Genomic DNA, 21280 nt, shown 5'->3' on the forward strand with positions numbered 1-21280 from the left:
CTCAGCCGGCCCGGGTGAGGAACTCCTTAAGCAGCGGCCCGGAGGTGGTGGCCCCGAGTCCGCCGTCCTCGACGAACACGGCGACGGCGAGGTCACCGTGCACGGCCACGATCCAGGCGTGGGTCTTGGGCGGGGTGTCGTTGCCGAACTCGGCCGTTCCGGTCTTCGCGCCGACTGGCTCGCCCGGGACGGAGGCCAGGAACCCGGCGTGCCCGCTGGTGACGACCGCCCGCATCATGTCAGCCAGCGCCGCGGCTTCCGCTGCAGTTACCGGCTTTTCGGCGGCCGCTGCCGGTGCTGGGGCGGACGGCGTCGCCGTGTCCGCCGCCGCGTCACCGGAGGACGGGGTAGCGGGCGACGCCCCGGTTGTACCCGTGCCCGTGGGGGCGGCGCCCTCGGCATCCGGGGAACTGACGCCCTCGTTCGGATTCAACACCAGCTGGGCAGCCACCGGGGCTCCCTTGGCCACCGAGCCGGCCATGACGGCGGCGGCCAGGGGGGACAGGAGTACTTTGCCCTGGCCGATCATGGAGGCGGCATGTTCGGTTCCTTCGGCATCCCCGGGGACGGAGCCGAGGAATGCGCCCGCGCCGAGCGCGGGTGCTTCAACTGCCACGCCCAGCGAGGTCGCGGCGGATTCGAGCTGTGCCTGGCTGACGGTGTCGCGGGCGTTGATGAACGCTGTGTTGCAGGAGTGCGCAAAGGCGTCGCGCAGCGTCACGGAGCCCAGGGAGGACCCAGGGTATCCCTCGGCGTTCTTGAAGGTGCGGCCGTCCACCGTCAGGGTGGCAGGGCAGTCCACCTTGGAGTCGGGCGTCATGCCGTTGCGGAACATGGCCAGGGAATCGACCATCTTGAAGATCGATCCGGGGGCATACTGTCCCAGCATCGCGGTGTCGTAGCCGTTGCTGCCCGGCCCGGAGGCGGCCGCCAGGACGGCGCCACTGGAGGGCCGGAGCGCCACAATGGCCGACGCCGGGCCGACCTTGCCGAGGACGTCTTCCGCGAGCTGCTGCAGCTTCGGGTCCAGGGTGGTTTTCAGCGGGGTGCCTTCTTGTATTTCTGTCTGGAAAAGTACGCGACGTCCCTCATTGGGCAAAGCCTGCTTTTCGGCGTCGGTGAGGCCTGCCTTCCCCGCGAGGACCTGGATGCCGTCGCTGCCGCGAAGCTGCGCGTCGTATTGCTGTTGGAGACCACCGGTGCCCGTGGTGTCCCCGGCCTTGAGTGCCCCATTCGATTTCTCGATCTGTTCCGCATTCGCCTCCGCGGCCGTACCCAGCAGGGCGCGGGCGAAGGTGCGGTTTGGTGCCAGCGGAAGGGAGTCCTGAATGGCACGGGCGCCGGGAATCTCGCCGATCTGGGCGTCGGTGATGGTCCGCCCTTCTTCGCGCAAAGTGATGGCGGCAACGAACGCCTCGGGTCCGGACGCCGCGACCTGCTGGCCGTACGCCGCAGGGTCGACCCCCACGAGACGGGCAAGCTTGGTGGCAGAGTCGGCGGGATCTGCGCCACCGAGTGTGGGCTTGTCGATGCCAACATTGACCACGGGCCGGTACGTGACCAGCGGGACCCCTCCGGCGCCCAGGATGTCGGCACGCGACGGGGAATGGGTTGCCGAGCTGACGAGCTCGCCTTCGGCCAGTTCGGGGACCAAGGTGGCCGGGTTCCAGACCGTCAGCCACTTGTCCCCGGACTTCTTGAACTCGGCGAAGGTGGTGTACTTCCACTCTTCTGAGCCGATCTTCCAGCTGTAGTTGAGCGGGACCGTGGCCTTGTCGGACTCCAGCGTCAGTTGGCCGCTTTCCACTGCGGGCCGGGCCGGGTCGAGCCCTTTGAATATTTCCTTGAGCTGTTCGTTGGCGGCGCCGGAGTCTTTGCCCTCAAAGGCGACGGATCCGACGTCGAGCGCGGACACCGCGGAGGCGAGCTGTTTGGCAGCGCTTTCGGCGCCGGCACGTCCGTCGCTGCAGGCGACCAGCGAGCCGCCAAGAACCAGGCCCACAAGGGCCAGCGCAAGTTTTGATGAGTTCCCCATGGCGCCCATTATGCCCCGGACCACTGACAACTCCGTTGTCACATAACGCCGGAACGGACTCCGGCGCCGGGCACGCCTAGGGCCGCCGGATGATCCTGCGCTGGGCTGCCACGGCGATCGCGGCAGTGCGGTTGTCCACGCCAAGCTTGCCGTAGATGTGCACCAGGTGCGTCTTGACCGTGGCCTCGGAAATGAACAGCTGCTTCGCGATCGCCCGGTTTCCCATCCCGGTGGCCAGCAATCCGAGCAGCTGGATCTCGCGGGCGGACAGGGCAGGCTCCGGATTTCTGATCCGGCCCATCAGCCGGGCCGCGACCTCGGGGGCCAGCGCGGTGCTGCCGGCCGCGGCGGAGAGCACCGCCTGGCGGATCTGCTCCGGCGGGGCATCTTTAAGCATGTAGCCGCTGGCCCCGGCCTCGACGGCGGCCAGGATGTCCGCGTCGGAATCATAGGTGGTGAGGATGAGCACCGGCGGCGCCGGCTCGCCGGCCTCTCCTGCCTTGATCCGGCCGGTGGCGGTGACGCCGTCCATGCCCGCGCCCATCTGCAGGTCCATGAGCACCACGTCCGCGGGCTCGCCCAGGGTGTGGAGCCTGGCCAGCCCGGCCAGGGCGGCGCCGCCGTCGGCTGCCTCGGCCACCACGGTGATGCCTTCCAGATCACCCAGCATCGCCCGCAGCCCGGCCCTGACCACGGGGTGGTCGTCCACCAGGAACACCCGGATGTTGTTCATTTTCGGTCCCCGCTGGCCGGCGCCGGGGCGGCGTTGGGACCGGGTGCTTGGCCCAGTGGCAGCCGGATGGCCACCACTGTTCCCTCGCCCGGGGCAGACTCGATGTCCAACTGGCCGTGGAGGGCGGCCACGCGGTCCCGCAGCGACGTCAGCCCGTAGCCGGATCCGTCCGGACGGGCCGGCAAGGCCGAGGGGTCGAATCCGGTGCCGTCGTCGTAGATGTCCATGGCCACGTCCTTGCCCAGGAAGGAAAGGGTGACGACGGCGGTGCCCGCCTGCGCATGGGCCCGCACGTTGGCCAGGCTCGCCTGGGCGGCCCGGAGCAGGACCGTCTGGTGGGCGGCGGGGAGTTCCGCCGGCACACCTTCGACGTCGAGGCGGCAGCGCAGCCCGGTGCCCCGCGCTGCGGTCTCTGCCTCGGTCTTTTCACACAGCCGGAGGAGTCCGGCCACGAGGGAGCCGTCCTCAAGATCGGGGGATTGGAGGGCCCGGACGAAGTTGCGGGCCTCTGCCAGATTGGCGGCGGCCGTGTCCCGGACAACGCGGAGCCTTTCCCGTGCCACGGCGGGTTCGCCGTCGTCCAGGGCCTTCTCGGCCGCGCGCCCCATCAGCACGATGCTGGACAGGCCCTGGGCGAGGGTGTCGTGGATTTCGCGGGCCAGCCGGGTGCGCTCGGCCAGGGTGCCGGCGTTGTGCTGGGTCCGGGCGAGTTCGGCACGGGTCCGGCGGAGCTCTTCGGCTGCCAGCCGCTGGTTTTCCGCCTCCAGGAACAGCGCCCGGTAGGCCAGCCCCGTGACCACGGCGAAGGCCGCGCCGAACGCGGGCCCTAGCACCATGGGCAGCTGCGGGGCCACGCTGGCCGGCTCCGCAGCAGCCTGCCCCGAGGGTGCGCCAACGCCGTTGTGGAACCAGAGCGCCCCAATGACGAAAAGGGTGCTGAGTGCGATCGCCGGCAGTGCCAGCCGGCGTGGGAGCACGTGCAACTGCAGGAAGAACAGCGGGAAGGCCAGCCAGACGAAGTCGGCGCTGGTCCAGATCAGCAGCAGCCACAGGAGGCTGACGCCGCCCAGCCACCAGGCCGAGTAGGGCCGTGGATCGAACCGGGTCCGGTGGGCGGCGTGCCGCTTCTCAAGGACGGTGCCCACGAGGTAGAAGGCGGCGAGCAGCACGGCCAGCAGCAGGGTGATCCAGTCCTGGCCCGTGATTCCGCCGGCCAGGAGCCGGACCAGCGCCACCAGGAGCAGCACCGCGAAGCCAACGTGCAGGCTCACGCGAAGGACGCGCAGAATGACGGCCGCCCCGGTGGGCTCCGTGCCCGGCGCCGGTGCGCCGGCATGCCCAGCGCCGGCGTGATCTGTGCCGGTGTGACCTGCGCCGGCGTGCGGTGCGCCCTTGTGTCCTGTGCCGTTGTGGACCGTGTTGCCGGCGTCGCCCTCCATGCTTCCAGCGTAGTGCCGGTGCGGCGGGGCTCTTGCGGAAAACTGCCCGCCCCCGGCGGAATCAACCTTTTGGTTGATCGCAGGTCCGTCCGCACGGTGCCGACGGTCCAACCGGGCGGCCGATGCCCCGGAGCCGGGCGGAGGGAAGGCTGGAAGCAGCGCCACAAACGCCTCAAACACCACAAACGCCACAAAAAAGGGACACCATGTATCTCGCCATCCGCGATATCCGCTTTGCCAAGGGACGGTTCGCCCTGATGGGCGTCGTCGTCGCCCTCATTACCCTCCTGCTCGTCATGCTTTCCGGACTGACGGCCGGACTCGGGAACCAGTCGACGTCGGCCCTCGCCGCCCTCCCGGCCGACCAGCTGGTTTTCGGCGCCCCGGCCGGGAGCGCGCCCAAGGCCTCGTTTACCGAATCCGAAGTCACGCGCGCCCAACAGAGTCAATGGACGGCGCGCGAGGGCGTCGCCCGGGCCGACGCCGTAGGGATCAGCCAGAGCCGCTTCCAGGCACTGGGCGCCGGCGGCATGCCGGCACGCACGGCCAGCGTTGCGGTGTTCGGCACCGAGGCCGGCGCCGGCCTGGCTCCGGCTCCTCTGGCCGAGGGAACCATGGCTGTCGGAGCCGGACTGGCGGAGGACCTGGACCTCAGCATCGGCAGCCACGCCTCGGTGGGCGGCACCGACCTCGTTGTGACGGCCGTCGTGCCGGAGCAGTGGTATTCACACACCGGAGTCGTGTGGACCACGCTGGCCGATTGGCAGAAGCTCGCACATATCCAAGACGCAGGATCCGCGGGCGCCGCAACGGTGCTGGCCGTGACGTTTGACGCCACGTCCGGAACAGGCGTCGATCTCGGTGCCGCCAACACCGCCGCGGGAACCGTCAGCACCACGATCGACGGATCCTTCCAGGCCTTGGGCTCCTACAAGAGCGAGAACGGCTCGCTGCTGCTCATGCAGGCCTTCCTGTACGGCATCTCAGCCCTTGTGATTGTGGCCTTCCTGACGGTCTGGACGGTCCAGCGCACCCGGGACATCGCCGTCCTGAAAGCATTGGGCGGGTCCGCCCGCTACATCCTCCGGGACGCCATGGCGCAGGCGGCACTGGTCCTGCTGGCCGGCGCAGCGGTGGGCGGGCTGGCCGGCGTGGCCGGCGGGGTCTTCGCGTCCCAGGCGGCGCCGTTCCTTCTTACGCCCTGGACAACGTTGCTGCCCATCGCCGGAATCGTGCTCCTTGGCTTGGCCGGCGCAGCCCTCGCGGTCCGCAGCGTCGCCCGCGTCGATCCGCTCATCGCCCTCGGCGGCAACTGAACAGCTCCGGCCGCCCCATATATTCCCAGAAAGGCATATCTTGTGAATCCCACATTCAGTAACATCGCCCTGAACCTCGTCAACGTCACCTTGGAGTACCCGGACGGAGACGGCACCCTCAAGGCCTTGGACGACGTCAGCCTCAAAGTGCACGCAGGCGAATTCGTGTCCCTGATCGGCCCCTCGGGGTCCGGTAAGTCGTCCCTGCTGGCCGTCGCCGCCACCCTCGTCCGGCCCAGCGCCGGCCTGGTGATGGTCGACGGCGAGGACGCCGGAGGATTGCCCGACTCGGGCCGCACCACACTGCGGCGGGACAAGATCGGCATCATCTTCCAGCAGCCCAACCTCCTGCCCTCCCTCACCGCGGTGGAGCAGCTCGTGATCACCCAGCGCCTGCGCGGCGGGACGGCCCGGGCGGCCGGGGAACGCGCAGCGGCTCTGCTGGATCTTGTGGGTCTCGGGCACGCCCTGGCGAAGCGGCCCCACCAGCTTTCCGGCGGTCAGCGCCAGCGCGTCAACATTGCCCGGGCACTCATGGGAGACCCTTCCGTGCTGCTCGTGGACGAGCCGACCGCGGCCCTTGACCACCAGCGCAGCGAAGCGATCATCCGGCTGCTGCGGCGGGTCACCGACGAGTTCAGCGCGGCAACGGTCATGGTCACCCACGACACTGATTTCGTCCCGCTCACCGACGCCGTCGCGAGCATGCGCGACGGACGGCTGTCCGCCATGGCGGCGACGGGGGCCGCTGCGGCGCCGCGCCGGGGCTAGGGGGACCGGTACCCGAGGTCAGGGACGCCGAGACCGAACATGTCCTTGAGGGCATGCCGGGCGGCGTGGAAGCCGGGCATCCCGGTGACGCCGGGACCGGGCGGGGTGGATGACGAGCACAAGTACACCCCTGGCAGCGGCGTCCGCCAGGGAACCGGACTCAGCACCGGCCGGCGCAGCATGCCCCAAAGGTCCATGCGGCCGGCGCCGAAGTCCCCACCGACGAAGTTCTCGTCGTACGCCGCCAGCCCAGCGGCCGTGGTCACCTTGAACTGCACCACCAAATCCCGGAACCCGGGCGCGAAGCGCTCCAGTTGCGCCATGACCGCATCGCTCATGTCCACGGTGGAACCGGCCGGAACGTGGCAATAGGTCCAGAGGATGTGCCGGCCGGCCGGCGCGCGGCCGGCATCGAAACGCGAGGGCTGGGAGACCAGAACGTAGGGCCGGTCCGGGTGCCGTCCGGAGGCAACCTGGCGCTCCGCTTCAGCGGTTTCCGCTCGGGTGCCGCCCACGTGCACCGTCCCGGCGTCGGCGAGGCCGTCCGCCGCCCACGGCACCGGTCCGGAGAGGATGAAGTCGACCTTGCAGGAGGCATTCCCGAAGCGGAAGGACGCCAGGGCGCTCCGGTAGCGTGCCGGGAGCATGCCCTCTGCCAGGTGCAGCAGCGCGGGGGGCGCCACATCCAGCAGCGTGGCCCGGGCCGGCGGCAGCTGCGCGAACGATGTGATCCGCCTCCCGGTCTCGACCACGCCGCCATGGGCTTCGATGTCGGCGGTCAGTGCCCGGGCAATCGCGGCCGATCCGCCGCGCGGAACCGGCCAGCCGCCGGCATGGCCCAGGGCGCCCAGCATCAGCCCGGCGCCGGCGGCGGTGATCGAGGGCAGCGGCGCCACGGCATGCGCGGCGACACCGCTCAGCAGTGCGGGAGCCAGATCCTGGCTGAACCTCGCATTCCACAGCGGCGAACCCTGTTCGAGCGCGCGGCGGCCGAACGCGGCGGCCGCCACGGGATCTGCCGGAATCCGCAGCAGCTGGTTCAGGGTCAGGTCCGCGACGCCCTCCACCCGCCGCACGAGGGGCTCCATGAGCCGGCGGTAGGCGGCGCCGTCCCGCCCGAGTTCCGCAACAGTGCGCTCCAGGGACCGGTAGGCCAGTGCCGCGCGGCCGCCGTCGAGCGGGGATCCGTACGAGAGCTCCGGCACCTCCAGGGGCACGCGCCTGGAGAGCTCGAACCGGCGGAAAAAGGGTGAGGCCAGAACCATGGGGTGAACGGCCGAACAGACGTCGTGGAAGTGGCCCGGTTCCATCAGTTCGGCGGTGCGCAGCCCGCCGCCGGGCGTCCTGGCCGCCTCGAACACGTGGACTTTGAGTCCGGCCCGCGCCATGGTCACCGCAGCGGCCAGTCCGTTGGGGCCGGAACCGACGACGGCGACGTCAGTCATGCGCTGCGGCCTTCCGTCACGGCACTCTTCCGCCACGGCACCAGGGACGCCGCAGGCCGGCGGAGATTAATCCTCAGCCAGTCCGGGGCACCGTCGAAGGGGCCGCCATGCGGATCATCGATGCGGTGGCGGCGGATCACGTCGCCGGACGGGTCCCAGATGTCCCAGGCGACACGCGCCATCAGGTACGCGGTGGCGAACATGTGGGCAACCACGGCCAGGACGTAGTAGGGCATGTCGATGTTGTGCTGGGTCGAGCCGCCGCTGGTGGCCTGGCCGAGGTACATCCAGATGGCGCCCCAGTGCAGCGCCTCGATGGCCTGCCAGATGACGAAGTCACGCCAGCGGGGCCGGGCGAGGGCGATCAGGGGGATCAGCCACAACACGAACTGGGGCGAGTACACCTTGTTGGTCAGGATGAACGCGGCCACGATCAGGAACGCCAGCTGCGCGATCCGCGGCCGGCGGGGTGCTGCCAGTGCCAGGACCGCAATCAGGATGCAGGCCAGGAGAAACAGGTCCAATGCCAGGGAGTTGATGGCCCCGGCCTCAAGCGGATTCCAGCCCAGCCGGGCGGCCACCAGGTTGTAGGCGAACCAGGGCGAGCTGTAGCCCGCCGGCCGCTCCTGCGTGAACTGGTAGAAGTACTTCCAGCCTTCCGGGTTCGTCGCGGCTACCGGGACGTTGACCGCCAGCCAGGCCGCGGTTGCGGCACCGGCCGTGATAAGGAGCGCACGGATGCGTCCGCTCCGGAGCGCCAGCAGCAGGACGGCGCCGAGGATCAACAGCGGGTAGAGCTTGGTGGCCGTGCCCAGACCGATGAAGATTCCGGCGAGGACGAGCTTTTTCCGCGAAAAGAAGTACATGCCAAGAGCCAGCATGCACACGGCCCACATGTCCCAGTTGATGACGCCCGCCAGGACAATGCCGGGGGCGAGGGCAACCATCGCCCCGTCCCAGGACCGCCGGCGGTTCGTCCGTGCCGTGGCCAGCACCGTGATGATCCAGACGGCGGCGATCAGCGTGGCGTTGACGTCGAAGTAGCCAAGGACGCGGGGATTGTCGGTGCCGGCGCCGGGCACCAGAAGTGCGGTGGCACCCGCGATGAACCCCATCAGCACGGGGTACTCGAAGAGACTTCCCTGGGTGATGAAGGGGAAGGCGCCATCACCGAGGCCGCGGTTGCGGAACAGCTCCGGGAAGTCTGAGTAGCACGTGGCGTAGAACTGCCCGGGGGTTTCCCAGCCGTTGGTGCGGCAGAAGTTCTTGAGCAGAATCCCGGCCAGGGCGGCGACGACCGTGAGGATCACCAGAACGCGTTCCACCGTAAAGAACCCCGGCGAAACCATCCCAGGCGCCGAACGGCGGCCCAAGGGACCGCCTACCAGTTCCGTGAAGTTTCGGAGAAAAGGGTCGCTGCGGCTCGGGATGACCAATCGGACCCGTTTGCGCTCCGGCGGCTTTGTCTCCTGCATGACCTTGAGCTTACCGGGGGCCATTGCCCCACGCCGCGCCGCTGCCTTCGCTGGCACGTCGTATCGCCGGCCGCCCCACCGGCGGGTCGTAACGGGAGGCTTAAAAGGGGGAGCCCGTGCGTCGACGCACGGGCTCCCAGGGATCGGTTCCAAGGTCAGTCATCAGGTCCTCCTTCGCTGCGGACAGTCATGCCCGAAACGGAAGTATCCGGCAGCCAGCAGATCAGGGATTCAGCGAATCAGTCCGGCCTGATGCATTACGAGGAAGGCATCGTCCCGCCGTTGGTCCAGGAGTTGGCCGTTGAAGCGGGTTGACTCCCTGCGTGCCAGCATTCGGAACAGGACCGAATAGAGCTTGCTCATCATGGTTCTCACCTCCCTTCGGGGACTTGACCGATGCGCCTCTGTGGCGGGTGGGGCTGTGCGGTGGGTTGGAGCGGTGGTTGCGGTAGTCACGAGGACCTTTCGTTGGTGGGGGATTGCGCGCCCTGGGCTAACGAGCGGCAGCAGGAATGGCCGGATTAAAACGGGCGGACGCATATTTTGGGTGCGACAAATAGAGCCGTAGCCGAATTGAATTCGAATAGCTGTTTCCGGGCGCGACAATTAGCCCGGAAATCCCGGGATTTAATTAAGCCGGAATTCCGGATAGGAAGAAGTTATTCGATGGAGAATGGCCCCTGGACGCGATGGCGCCGAAACCCCAACAAGAAGCTGGGTTCCGAACTATGGGGAGTCTGCGCAACCGCGTGGTTCCGCCTGTTCAGGGTGCCGTCTCTAAGCTTTCCGTTGAGGAAGCCAGCTGCCGCCGGCCCCAGGGTGCATTATCTGGGACGGAAAAGCGGTCAGGAAACAGTCAGTCCGACATTTGGGCGCGGCACAGCGAACGAGGCCGGGTTGGCGGTGGAGGAGTACATCCATCCGCTAGTCAAAGTAATCATCATTTTCCCAACCTCCTTTTCTGTTCTGCCGTGGCTCCGGCTGACTGGCCGGGCGACGCGCGCCGTGACCCCGGCAAGTCGCCCTGGGGTCAGAAATAAAAATACACTACGAATGCGGCAGTTGCCTACCGAATTCATAAACTTTTTTCGACTTTGTTTCAAAAACCGGTTTTAGAGTCCCCAGCGCACGATTGCCGGCGTCTTCTTATCCCATCCCAGCGTGCAGACTTTGGCAGTCCCCAACACGAAATGCCGGCCCTCGTGGGGGTCCAGTCCGAGCCACCGGGCCGTCAGGATGCGGGAGAAATGCCCGTGCGCGACGATCAGCACATTGTCCAGGCCCGATTCGAGCACCCGGGCCACAATCTTGTCCGCCCGGGCGGCGACGTCGTCGAGTGCTTCACCGTTGGGCACGCCGTGCGTCCAGATCAGGTATTCGGGGTTGTCCTTGCGGATGAGGTCCGAGCTGATGCCCTCGTAGTCGCCGTAGTCCCATTCCACCGCGAGCGGCTCCAGCTGGGCGTCGGGGTAGCCGGCGAGTTCGGCGGTCCGCCGGGCGCGGCGCAGGGGTGAGGTCAGCACGAGGTCGAAGTCGACAGTCTCGAGCACCCTGCGCGCCTCCACAGCCTGCTGCTCGCCTTCCACCGTGAGGGGCATGTCCGTGAGCCCGGTGTATTGCCCGCTCTTCGACCACTCTGTTTCACCGTGCCGCAGGATCCACAGTTGGGGGCGGGGGCCGTTGGATGGTGCAATCACTTAGGACTCCTCAGTGGTGGAAAGTTCGGCGCCGGCGGGCGCCGCCTCGGGCTGTGCCGCCCACCAGTCCCGCAAGCGGGATTCGGCGACGGCGGGATCGAGCGGGCCGTGCTCCATGCGTTCTTCCAGCAGGAATTTGTAGGCGCGGCCCACCACGGGACCGGGCTTGAGATTAAGGAGCGCCATGATCTGGCCACCGTCCAGGTCGGGGCGGACGGCGTCGAGGGATTCCTGCTCCCGCAGCGCCGCGATCCTGTCCTCGAGGTCGTCGTAGGCGAAGGACAGCCGGTCCGCCTTGCGCTGGTTCCGGGTGGTGACGTCGGAGCGGGTGAGCCGGTGCAGGCGCTCCAGGAGGGGCCCGGCGTCGGTGATGTAGCGGCGGACCGCGGAATCGGTCCAGCCGGCCTCGCCGTAGCCGTAGAAGCGCATGTGCAGCTCCACGAGCCTGGCCACGGCCTTGATCGTGTCGTTGTCGAAGCGCAGCGCCTTCATCCGCTTGGCGGTCAGCTTGGCGCCCACCATGTCGTGGTGGCGGAAGCTCACTGCGCCGCCCGGCTCAAAGCGGCGCGTGGCCGGCTTGCCGACGTCGTGCATCAGCGCCGCGAACCGCAACACGAAGTCCGGGCCGGGAACCGGGCCGTCCGCTTTCGACTCCAGCGCTGCTGCCTGTTCCAGGACCTGCAGCGAGTGCTGGTAGACGTCCTTGTGGCGGTGGTGTTCATCGGATTCCAGGCGCAGGGCCGAGACTTCCGGCAGGACCAGGTCCGCGAGTCCGGTATCGACCAGCAGGTCCACGCCGGCCCGCGGCTGCGCGGCGCAGATGAGCTTGATCAGTTCATCACGCACGCGTTCGGCCGAGATGATGCTGATCCGTTCCGCCATCCGGACCATGGCCTCGCGGACCTCGGCGTGCAGCGACACGCCCAGTTGTGCCGCGAACCTCGCGGCGCGCATCATGCGCAGGGGGTCATCGGAGAAGGACGTTTCCGGTGGCCCCGGCGTGTTGAGGATCGAGGCGTGCAGGTCGCGGACGCCGCCGAAGGGATCGACGAGCTCCAGCATGGGCAGCCGCAGGGCCATGGCGTTGATCGTGAAGTCCCGCCGCAACAGGTCATCCGTCAGGGATGTTCCGAAGGCCACTACCGGCTTGCGGGACTCCGGATCGTAGGCGTCGGCCCGGTAGGTGGTGATTTCGATCTGGAAGTCGTCCTTGCGCATCCCGATGGTGCCGAAGGCGCGCCCGATCTCCCAGTAGTTGTCCGCCCATCTCTTGATTAGGGCAACCGTCTGGTCCGGGGTGGCGTCAGTGGTGAAGTCCAGGTCGGGCGAGACCCGGCCAAGAAAAAGGTCACGGACGGGCCCGCCCACCAGGGACAGCTCGTGGCCGGCGTCGACGAAGCGCTGCCCGAGCTCCAGAACCACCGGATCCACCTGGAAAGAAACGGTGTGGGAGTCAGTCTTGTGATGTGCGTGCGCCATAGTTACTTAAGCTTGTCAGAAAACCGCGCCAGCACCACACCGGAACCCTCAAGGATCCGGCGGGTTCGTCACGACCGCGCACGAACCGGCGCGGGCCGACTTTCCCGGCCGTCCACTTTCCGGCCATGTTTAGGTCATCAACAGCGGGCAAGAGTCGTTAGAGTGGACCTCATGGCCCATCCCGTACCGAGCGCTCCCGGCAGGAGGACAAACGCACCGTTGCCGTCGGCAATAGGTGCCAATGTCGCGCCTGTCCAGCACACGGGCCACGCCTCCCTGCCCACCGTGGAGGAAATCTCTGCCGGCGGCGTCGTAGTGGACATGTCCGACGCCGACCTGCGGGTAGCGATCATCGCGCGCCTGAACCGCGGCGGACGTCTTGAGTGGTGCCTGCCGAAGGGCCACCCGGAAGGCAAAGAAAGCAACGAGGAAGCCGCGGTCCGCGAGATCGCCGAGGAAACCGGAATCGAAGGCAAGATCTTGGCACCGCTGGGAAGCATCGACTACTGGTTCACCGTGAGCGGGCACCGCGTCCACAAGACCGTGCACCACTACTTGTTGCGGGCCACCGGCGGGGAACTCACCATCGAAAACGATCCGGACAAAGAAGCCGTGGACGTCGCGTGGGTTCCGATCCAGGAGCTGGCGCGCAAGCTGTCCTTCCCCAATGAACGCCGGATCGCGGATCTGGCCAAGGAAGTCCTCCCGGAAGACCGCTGAGGACCCCCGGTGCTGCCGGTCACGTCCTTGGATAGCGACTAATGCCCCGCGCGGGTGAGACGATGAAGACGATGTCATCAGCCAAACCCGCCCCCGTACCCTCCGGCCCCGCCGATTCCAAAGCTGCCCAATCCGGAGAAGCCCGTTCCAGCGCCATCATGGCTGCCGGAACCCTCGTTTCGCGGTTCCTGGGCTTCGCCAAGACCTGGATGCTGGCCGCCGCCCTGGGCCTGGGCTCGACGGTCAACGACACTTTCATCAACGCCAACAACCTTCCCAACCTCATTTTCCTGCTCGTGGCGGGCGGGGTGTTCAATGCCGTTCTGGTGCCGCAGATCATCAAGGCAAGCAAGGCGCCGGACAAGGGAGCGGATTACATCAGCCGGCTGCTGACGCTGGCGGTGCTGGTGCTGCTGGTGCTCACCCTGCTGGTCACGCTGCTGGCGCCGTCGGTCATTCAACTGACCACCCAGGGCTATTCGCCGCAGCAGAAGGCCCTCGCGGTGTCGTTCGCATTCTGGTGCCTTCCGCAGATCTTCTTCTACGGCCTGTACGCCCTGCTGACCCAGGTCCTCAACGCCCACGGGGCCTTTGGGCCCGCGATGTGGGCGCCGATCATCAACAACGTCGTGGCGATCGCCGGGCTGGGCATGTTCATCGGCATCATGGGGGCCAACGCCGCCAACCCGCACACGATCGACAACTGGGGCCCGTTCCAGACCATCCTCGTCGCCGGGTTCTCCACCATCGGCGTCGTCGCCCAGACCGCCGTGCTGCTCATTCCCGTGTTCAGGCTCCGGCTGGGGCTGCGGCCGCGCTTCGGCTGGCGCGGGGTCGGGCTAGGCCACGCCGCGAAGCTGAGCGTCTGGACCCTGGCGACCGCCGCCGTCGGGCAGTTCGCATTCCTTTACGTCATGCGCATCGCGACGATCCCGGGCGCGGAACGGCTCCGCCTTCAGCAAGCGGGGGACCCCGCGGCGACCAGCATCCCGGGCAACGCGGTGCTGGAGGTGGCCAGCCAGCTGTACCTGCTGCCACACTCCATCATTGCCCTGTCCCTGGCCACCGTGCTGTTCAACCGGATGACCCGGGCGTCCCAGGACGGAGACCGGGCCGCCCTGCGCAACGCGCTCTCCCACGGGCTGCGGACCATGGCCGTGGCAACCGTCTTCGGCGCGCTGGCGCTCTTCGCGCTGGCCGGACCGCTGGGCATGTTCTTCTCCGGCGGGCAGCGCCAGGACGGTGTCATGCTGGCCCAGACCCTCACGATCCTGGCCCTCAGCACCCCGTTCATGAGCGCCAACTTCATGATGTCGCGGGTGTTCTACGCCAATGAGGACGCCCGGACGCCGTTCTTCATCCAGCTGGTCCTGGCGCTGGTGAACCTGGCGGCCGCGTTCGCGATCCAGTTCCTGCCGTTCGATCAGATCATCTTCGCCATCGCGATCCTCTACACGGCCGGCAATATCCTCTCCGTGATCGTCAGCGCGACCTTCCTGCGCCGGCTCCTGGGCCACCTCGACGGGCCCCGCATCGCCAGCTCCTACATCCGCATGGGGTACGCGGCCCTGGGGTCCGCCCTCGCCGGAGCCGTGGCGTTGTGGCTGCTGGGCAGCTACAACCCGGACGGCTACGCCTGGAGCGACCGGATCGCCGCGCTGGTGACAATCGTCGTCGTCGGTCCCGTCATGCTGGCCGCTTACTTCCTGCTGCTGAAGCTCTTCCGGGTCACCGAGCTGGAGGACCTCCTGCAGCCGCTGCTGGGGCGGCTCCGGCGCAGGGCCGCCGCAGAGCCGGGCGCTGAGCCGCAGGCAGGCGGCGCCGCGGAGGTGCGAAGGGCACCGGAGCGGGCCACCGTCTCGGTGGACACGGGCCTGATTCCGCGAATCTCCGGCGAGTTCGACGCCGAGTCCTTCCGTGCCGGTCCCGACATCCGCGAAGAGGATTCGTTTCCGTACGGCCGTCCGGCGGGCCCGGAGGGCGGCTACCTGCCGGCCGAAGACCTCCCCAGTACCGCGCAGGGCGGCTTGGGCAAGGGCGATGTTCCCCTGCCGGGCCGCCGCACCTACCAGGGCCCGGCCGGCCACAACCCCTACTTCCCGTTTGGCGGGAAAAAGAAAAAATGAGCCGAGCCCCGTTTCTAACTGCCGTGCTCACGCGGCCCGGACAGAGCATCGGCTAGGATCGAAGACTAACAAGGGAAGTTTGCGGACCAGCGGTCAACCGGCTTGCCGGAGGGCACACGGTCGCTCTCGGAGCGACCACGTCGGCAGGTCCCGGACAGTCTAGGAGGAGCCCGTGTCCCACCCGATCGATGTCGGATCAGTACTCGGTGGCCGCTACAAGGTCACTGCCACCGTACTGACCTCACATGACCAGGATCTGGTGCTGGACGGTGTGGACCAGGTGCTTAACCGTCCCGTGAGCATCCTCGTCGCAGGCCCGGGCAACGCCGACCAGGTGGCCCAGAGCGCCCGCGAAGTGGCCACGGGCGAACGGCCCGGCAACGTGCAGATCCTGGATCTTGGCGTCAGCGATGCCACCACGTACCTGATCACCAACCACACCTCTGCGGCGGACCTCCTGGATCTTGTGGTGTCGTCCAACCCGCCGTACGTCGAACCCTTCTTCACGGACACTCTCGGCAGCGAGATCTTTGGGCAGGCCCGCTCCCACGAACCCGAAACCTACGACGGGCTTTACGACGACGAGGAAGTCGACGCCGGGTACATCAACTATGGCCAGGGCCAGGGCACAGCCGGCCAGCCGCCGGTTTCCCCGGCGGTACCCCCCGCCGGCGTACCGTCGCGGCCCGCGTCGGCTCCCGCTGCCGCGGCAGGCGCCGCGGCAGCAGCCGGGGCGGCCGCCAGGGCCCCCAAAGCCCCCACAACTGCGCCACAGGAGACCGCGGCGCATTCGACGGCCCCGCAGCCCGTCCAGAGCGGCGCCGCGCCCCGCCAGGCCGAGCCAGCCGCGCAGCAGCCGGCAACCGCGGCGGCACCTAAAGTTTCCTTGTGGTCCGACGACGACCACACCGGTGATGATCGGCGCGGCGGCGAGCACGACGGCGGCGCAGCCGCGGCCGCCGGTGTGGCCGGGGCCGGCTTCGACTCCGCGGATCGGGCTCCGGGCAACTTTCCCGCCTCCGCCCGTGCGGCCGTCGACCAGGATGAGGACGAGTACGAGTACGAAGACGAGCCCAACCGGGAGCCGCGCTCCATGCGCTGGCTGGTGGGCGGGCTCCTGGCTGCCGTGCTGGTGGTGGGCCTGATCTTCGCGGTCACCAACCTTGGCAGCCTCTTCAAGAGCAGCCCGCAGACCAACGCCGCAACCTCCGCGTCGTCCAGCGCACCGGAACCGTCCACCGCGCAACCGTCCTCGACCGCCACCGAGGCGCCCGCTGCCGGTCCGCCCGTCATCGAAGACGTGACGCGGCTCGGCAACTTCGATTTCGCCGGGAATTACGACTCCGACCTCGCAAAGACTATTGACGGGAACGGCGCGAGCTTCTGGTCCGACATGGAGTTTGCCACGGATGACTGGGGAGGTCTCGCCTCTGAAGTTCCGCTCGTGGTCAAGCTGAAGGATCCTTCCAAGGTCTCCTCCGTCACCCTGAGCCAGCTGGGGGCCTCTGGCGGCAACATCAGCGTCTTCACCAATGACAGCCCGACCCTGGACGGCGCAAAGCAGATTGGCAGCAACAGCTTTACGTCACCGGACCTGACCATGCCGCTGTCTGAACCCGTCACGGCGCAATACGTGATCGTGTCCATCAAGAAGCTTCCGAAGCTGGCCGCTCCCAAGACCCGCTATGGGTACGGCCTGCGCTTGGCCGAAATCAAGGTCCAGTAGCGGACCTGCCCTGGCTCCTCTGCGCTGTACAGCAGCCGCTGCGCTCGAAGGCTGCTGTCAGGCTGCGCTGTAAGGGTGCGGCCGTGCAGCGGCGGCCCTGCGCCGACGGCACTGTAATCCGGGGCGGTCTCCGGCTCCGGCCGCGGCAAACCGGTACCCTTTGTAGTGGCGTTGCTCCGTGACGCCCATTTCGGCCGGAATATTCAATGCCCGGCAATAGTTGTGCCATGTGGCCGGCCATCGAGGCGGGCGCATCGACAAAGGAAGAGGTTCACCGTTCAGTGAGCAACGCAGAAAACACTGCCTCCGAAGTACGTGATGTCATCATCGTCGGCTCCGGCCCGGCGGGCTACACCGCAGCGGTGTACACGGCGCGCGCGAACCTGAAGCCGCTGCTCTTGGCAGGCTCGGTTACAGCCGGCGGCGAACTGATGAACACCACGGACGTGGAGAACTACCCGGGGTTCCCCGACGGCATCATGGGCCCGGACCTGATGGAGAACTTCGAGAAGCAGGCCGCCCGCTTCGGCACGGAGATCCAGTTCGAGGACGTCACCGACCTGGACCTCGACGGCGACGTCAAGACCGTCACCATCGGCACGGGGGAGACCTTCAAGGCCCGTTCCATCATTCTTTCCACCGGCTCCGCCTACCGTGAGCTTGGGCTGCCGAACGAGAAGAGGCTTTCGGGCCACGGTGTGAGCTGGTGTGCAACCTGCGACGGTTTCTTCTTCAAGGACCAGGACATTGCGGTCATCGGTGGAGGCGACTCCGCCATGGAAGAGGCCCTTTTCCTCACCAAGTTCGCCAAGTCCGTCACGGTGGTTCACCGCCGCGACACCCTTCGCGCTTCGAAGATCATGGCTGACCGGGCCCTGGCCCACGAGAAGATCAACTTCGTGTGGAACACCGGTGTGGAAGACGTGTTGGGACAGGACAAAGTCACCGCATTGCGGTTGAAGAACCTGGTGGACGGCACGGAAACCGAACTGGCCGTGACCGGAGTGTTCGTGGCGATCGGCAACGATCCCCGCACCGATCTGGTCAAGGGCAAGCTCGAGCTGACCGCAGAGGGAACCATCGCTGTGGACGGCCGCACCTCCAAGACAAGCGTCCCGGGCGTCTTCGCTGCCGGCGACGTGATTGATCCGACCTACCGCCAGGCGATCACCGCATCCGGTTCCGGCTGTGTGGCGGCCCTCGACGTCGAGCACTACCTCGCAGATTTTCACGCCTAACCGGCGCGCAGCAACCAACGGAAGAGAGACAAAGGTTATGAGCAACGCAAAAGACGTAACGGACGCCAGCTTCAGCACTGATGTGCTGGCCTCCGAGAAGCCCGTCATTGTCGATTTCTGGGCCGAATGGTGCGGCCCCTGCCGCAAGCTCGGTCCGATTCTTGACGAGATTTCGGTCGAGTACAGCGAGAAGGTTGACGTGGTCAAGGTGAACGTTGACGACAATCCGGCCATCGCTGCCGAGTACGGCATCACCTCCATCCCGGCCGTTTACCTGTTCCAGGGCGGCGAGGTCAAGAGCACCGTCATCGGTGCCCGGCCCAAGCAGTTCTTCGAGAAGGAATTTGCGGACGTCCTGTCCTAGGCTGACCGAAAGTGGCCCCCGCTTCTGGCGGGGGCCGCTTTTTTGTTGTGATCCACGGCCCGCAGCAGGGGAGTGGGCCTGCCTCGACCCATCGGGAGTCTGTCAGAAGTGATACTGCAACTTCTGCCGGGTGGCTTTGGGCCCCATTTTCTACCGGCGGGCAATTCACCTCTTCCGTGGACGTCCGCCGTTCCGGGCGGCTCCGGTCAGCGTTGAGGCAGCTGCAGTTCCCTACAGAGCTGGACGCGTGTCGGGGAGCCGGCCGGTTCGGCATATCGCCGGGGACTTGTTTCACGTGAAACATGAGGCTTGCCGTGCGCTGCGCAGTAGTGAACCGGCTCAGTGAAGGGCGCGTTTGCTGCCGGGGGTTTTCCAATGCGTGGGCTGCACCGATTTCCCGTTGTGTGGGCGGATCCCGACTGCGTGTTCGTTAGAACTCGACCGAACCGCGATGCACACCTCGTAAGCACGACGTGTTTCACGTGAAACAACAACTCGCGCATGGATCGGTCTTGCGGCGACGGGCCCGGACCCCAAAGGCACTCGACGCGCCATTGGCTCGGTCGGTGGAGTGATGGCGTGGGGCACACTTAGGTCAGAAGCCTGGTCTTGGGAACTGACTGGACCGGCGACTTTCCGTTGTCGCCCCACGCACCGCTGCTGACACGAGATCGGGCAGGGGCCGCGTCTTCCCCTCAGGGCAGCGCGCCGCGAGAGTTCCTGCACCTCCGCCGGTGGAACGTTGTGGTTTGGAGCGAACCGCGTCCGCGGTGAAATGGGTGCCCAGGCGGAGGATGTCCACAGTTGTGCGGGATTGGCACATATTCGTCCACGTCGCCCCCAAGCGGCGATCATGCTGCCAGTCAACACCATCACAGCGACTGGCTTGCTGGCTCGCAGGTGGTTTCACGTGAAACAGTGCGATCGTCACCCGACTGCTGAAGGGCTACCAGCCCACTCCGCCTTCCTATGTTTCACGTGAAACCACCACTAGGACCGAGCATTCAAATCACCTACTCGAGCAAGTGACAGTGAACTCTTAGATAATTCAGTGGTCACGGGTCTGGGCACCGCGCTGTCGCCAGCCTGGAGGGGTGGAGGAGGTGCGCAATTGAGCTTCCTGGTGTGCGCCTCTCCGCTCGACGGCCTGCGTGGCTCCGGACCGAGCAGCCGAGAGATGCTCCGCGAACGCGAACAGCAGAACTCCTTGCCTAACACACGCTGCTGCTGGCTGCGACTCATATCTCGCACTACAGGCGGGATTCACGCAGTTTGCCACGAAATCCGACCCGGTGGCAGCATGTCCAGGGCCACAAGTTTCACGTGAAACATGTCCGCCGACTCGGACCAGGCAGTGACGCATCACAAATTTCCCTGCGTAGACCCCGCTGGGGGACTGTCCTCCGTCCTCACGGACTCGTCAGGCCGGCTGCACGCGTCAGTATTCAAACCTGAGGGCCTGCTACGGCCTGCACTGGACCCGTTTGGGCGCAGTTGAATGCGGGCCAAATCCCTGCTGGGGCTGGGGGCAGAACACCAGCTGGAGGTCTCAGGCCAATGCCCACTCCGACGGCCTAAGTTGTCTGATTTGATGACCGATTTTGGGCCGCCACGGCAGGAGGCCTTCGGAGCTACTCGTCCCGCCGCAGTTACGGCCGGCACATAGCCTGCACGCTACGCGACGTCGGACGCGGGGGACATGGCTCCCACTTCATCGCCCAGCCGATCAGACGAGGGACTTGGGAGAGTTCCATCCGTTGGGCGCGAAGTTTCTGCCAGGTGCCACTGCTGGTCCTCTGGTCACCCATCACCTCGGTCCAGTTCCCGGCATGATCAGCTCCGTAGTGACTACTGCCAACTGTCCTCGGGCCCATCGACTGCGCGCTGACCGTTGCCCGCTGTCCCCGGGCACGTTCGATCTCAAGCTCACTCAACCCGCAGGGAGTTTGCCCAGACCCCGTCCCGTCGGCAGCCGGTCGCGTCGCTTCCGCTGAAGAGGGGACTGGCCTTGAGCCAGCCCTTGTGTTGCCCTGTTTGGTCCGAATCACGGTGCCGGAGGATGCACTTCTTCCTCTGTGCCATCTCCGATTCCATGCGTTGCTAGCCGGAATGCAGCGCGGTGGACCCCTCTGCGCCAACGCAAGGGACTCCGGCTCTTGCGGCTAATCTACCCCGCCCAGGGAAGACGCCAACGCTGTCGGCCGGGGAGGTCCTTCGAGCTCTCACGTATCCGTCCACAGATTGCCACCGTATTGATGACGCGGTGCTGGTCCCACGAACACTGCACCCGCCGTCATGACTGCCTCCCCAGGGCCCCAGACCAAGGTCAATGGCGTCCGTCAGTGAGGCCTTACCGGCACTCCCAGGTGACTGTAAAATCCGGTGCTTCATCGATATCCACCAGTTTCTCCACAGAAGTTATTCACACAGTTATCCACAGGGCCTGAGAGATTATTCACATGCCTCTCTTCGTGAGCTGCGAAGCGCGGCTGGGACCTCTGGCATTGGATTCCTGACTAGCTTTCCACCTCGCAGTGAATGTGCCCAGGCCAACCAGTCAGTATGCTGGTGCCAATCACAAAGGCAAGGCCAAATTCCGTGAAAAATTAACCGTAGAAAGGCGATTTGGGGCATCTTCACGAACGCTCCGGCCAGCGTCGCTGCCTGAGCTGACCATGTTTCACGTGAAACAGAAAGTTGGCCCGCAAGGGAGCTT

General features: G+C 66.7%; 15 protein-coding genes. 7 read left to right on the forward strand and 8 right to left on the reverse strand.

What is annotated here, in order from left to right:
• Position 1: 1 nt before the first annotated feature.
• From ABH915_RS00860 to ABH915_RS00870, 3 genes are all read right to left on the reverse strand, one after another.
• Positions 2 to 2035 carry a penicillin-binding transpeptidase domain-containing protein gene (locus tag ABH915_RS00860; RefSeq protein ID WP_370116759.1) on the reverse strand — a complete coding sequence of 678 codons (2034 nt, stop codon included), beginning with the start codon at positions 2033 to 2035 and terminating at the stop codon, positions 2 to 4.
• Positions 2036 to 2111: 76 nt separating this feature from the next.
• A complete protein-coding gene (locus tag ABH915_RS00865; RefSeq protein ID WP_370116762.1) occupies positions 2112 to 2768 on the reverse strand; it encodes a response regulator in 657 nt (218 codons plus the stop codon).
• Positions 2765 to 4207 carry a sensor histidine kinase gene (locus ABH915_RS00870; RefSeq protein ID WP_370116765.1) on the reverse strand — a complete coding sequence of 481 codons (1443 nt, stop codon included), beginning with the start codon at positions 4205 to 4207 and terminating at the stop codon, positions 2765 to 2767. Before ABH915_RS00870 ends, ABH915_RS00865 begins: the two co-directional genes overlap by 4 nt.
• A gap of 206 nt (positions 4208 to 4413) precedes the next feature.
• Between ABH915_RS00870 and ABH915_RS00875 the strand changes: the two genes are divergently transcribed.
• Both ABH915_RS00875 and ABH915_RS00880 read left to right on the forward strand, forming a co-directional pair.
• Positions 4414 to 5523, forward strand: a complete 1110-nt coding sequence (locus ABH915_RS00875; protein ID WP_370116768.1) for an FtsX-like permease family protein — start codon at positions 4414 to 4416, stop codon at positions 5521 to 5523.
• 42 nt (positions 5524 to 5565) lie between these two features.
• Positions 5566 to 6294 carry an ABC transporter ATP-binding protein gene (locus tag ABH915_RS00880; RefSeq protein WP_370116771.1) on the forward strand — a complete coding sequence of 243 codons (729 nt, stop codon included), beginning with the start codon at positions 5566 to 5568 and terminating at the stop codon, positions 6292 to 6294.
• On the opposite strand, the gene ABH915_RS00885 is transcribed toward ABH915_RS00880, so the two are convergent.
• The 5 genes from ABH915_RS00885 to ABH915_RS00905 all read right to left on the reverse strand — a co-directional run bounded on the left by ABH915_RS00885 (position 6291) and on the right by ABH915_RS00905 (position 12390).
• A complete protein-coding gene (locus tag ABH915_RS00885) occupies positions 6291 to 7739 on the reverse strand; it encodes a phytoene desaturase family protein (protein ID WP_370116774.1) in 1449 nt (482 codons plus the stop codon). The two genes, ABH915_RS00880 and ABH915_RS00885, sit on opposite strands and share 4 nt — an antisense overlap.
• The gene (locus ABH915_RS00890) at positions 7736 to 9214 is read right to left on the reverse strand and encodes a glycosyltransferase family 87 protein (protein ID WP_370116777.1); all 1479 of its coding nucleotides are present in this window, start codon (positions 9212 to 9214) and stop codon (positions 7736 to 7738) included. The genes ABH915_RS00885 and ABH915_RS00890 overlap by 4 nt, the downstream gene beginning before the upstream one ends.
• Positions 9215 to 9445: 231 nt before the next feature.
• Positions 9446 to 9580, reverse strand: a complete 135-nt coding sequence (locus ABH915_RS00895) for a hypothetical protein (protein ID WP_370116780.1) — start codon at positions 9578 to 9580, stop codon at positions 9446 to 9448.
• Positions 9581 to 10326: 746 nt separating this feature from the next.
• Positions 10327 to 10911 (reverse strand): histidine phosphatase family protein, encoded by a 585-nt coding sequence (locus ABH915_RS00900; RefSeq protein ID WP_018775308.1) that lies wholly within the window; start codon positions 10909 to 10911, stop codon positions 10327 to 10329.
• Positions 10912 to 12390, reverse strand: coding sequence for a CCA tRNA nucleotidyltransferase (locus ABH915_RS00905; protein WP_370116783.1), 1479 nt, complete (start codon positions 12388 to 12390; stop codon positions 10912 to 10914). It lies immediately after the preceding gene.
• 171 nt (positions 12391 to 12561) lie between these two features.
• Between ABH915_RS00905 and ABH915_RS00910 the strand changes: the two genes are divergently transcribed.
• From ABH915_RS00910 to trxA, 5 genes are all read left to right on the forward strand, one after another.
• On the forward strand, positions 12562 to 13110 hold the full coding sequence (locus ABH915_RS00910; protein WP_231386393.1) for an NUDIX hydrolase: 549 nt from the start codon (positions 12562 to 12564) through the stop codon (positions 13108 to 13110).
• A 62-nt stretch (positions 13111 to 13172) separates the two neighbouring features.
• Positions 13173 to 15236, forward strand: a complete 2064-nt coding sequence (gene murJ, locus ABH915_RS00915; protein ID WP_370124906.1) for a murein biosynthesis integral membrane protein MurJ — start codon at positions 13173 to 13175, stop codon at positions 15234 to 15236.
• A 172-nt stretch (positions 15237 to 15408) separates the two neighbouring features.
• A complete protein-coding gene (locus tag ABH915_RS00920; protein WP_370116787.1) occupies positions 15409 to 16962 on the forward strand; it encodes an ABC transporter substrate-binding protein in 1554 nt (517 codons plus the stop codon).
• A 281-nt stretch (positions 16963 to 17243) separates the two neighbouring features.
• Positions 17244 to 18200 (forward strand): thioredoxin-disulfide reductase, encoded by a 957-nt coding sequence (gene trxB / locus ABH915_RS00925; protein ID WP_018775303.1) that lies wholly within the window; start codon positions 17244 to 17246, stop codon positions 18198 to 18200.
• 37 nt (positions 18201 to 18237) lie between these two features.
• Positions 18238 to 18564, forward strand: a complete 327-nt coding sequence (trxA, locus tag ABH915_RS00930) for a thioredoxin (RefSeq protein WP_018775302.1) — start codon at positions 18238 to 18240, stop codon at positions 18562 to 18564.
• Positions 18565 to 21280: the final 2716 nt, after the last annotated feature.

Source organism: Arthrobacter sp. MW3 TE3886 (assembly GCF_041262145.1).
In the GTDB taxonomy this organism is placed as follows: domain Bacteria; phylum Actinomycetota; class Actinomycetes; order Actinomycetales; family Micrococcaceae; genus Arthrobacter.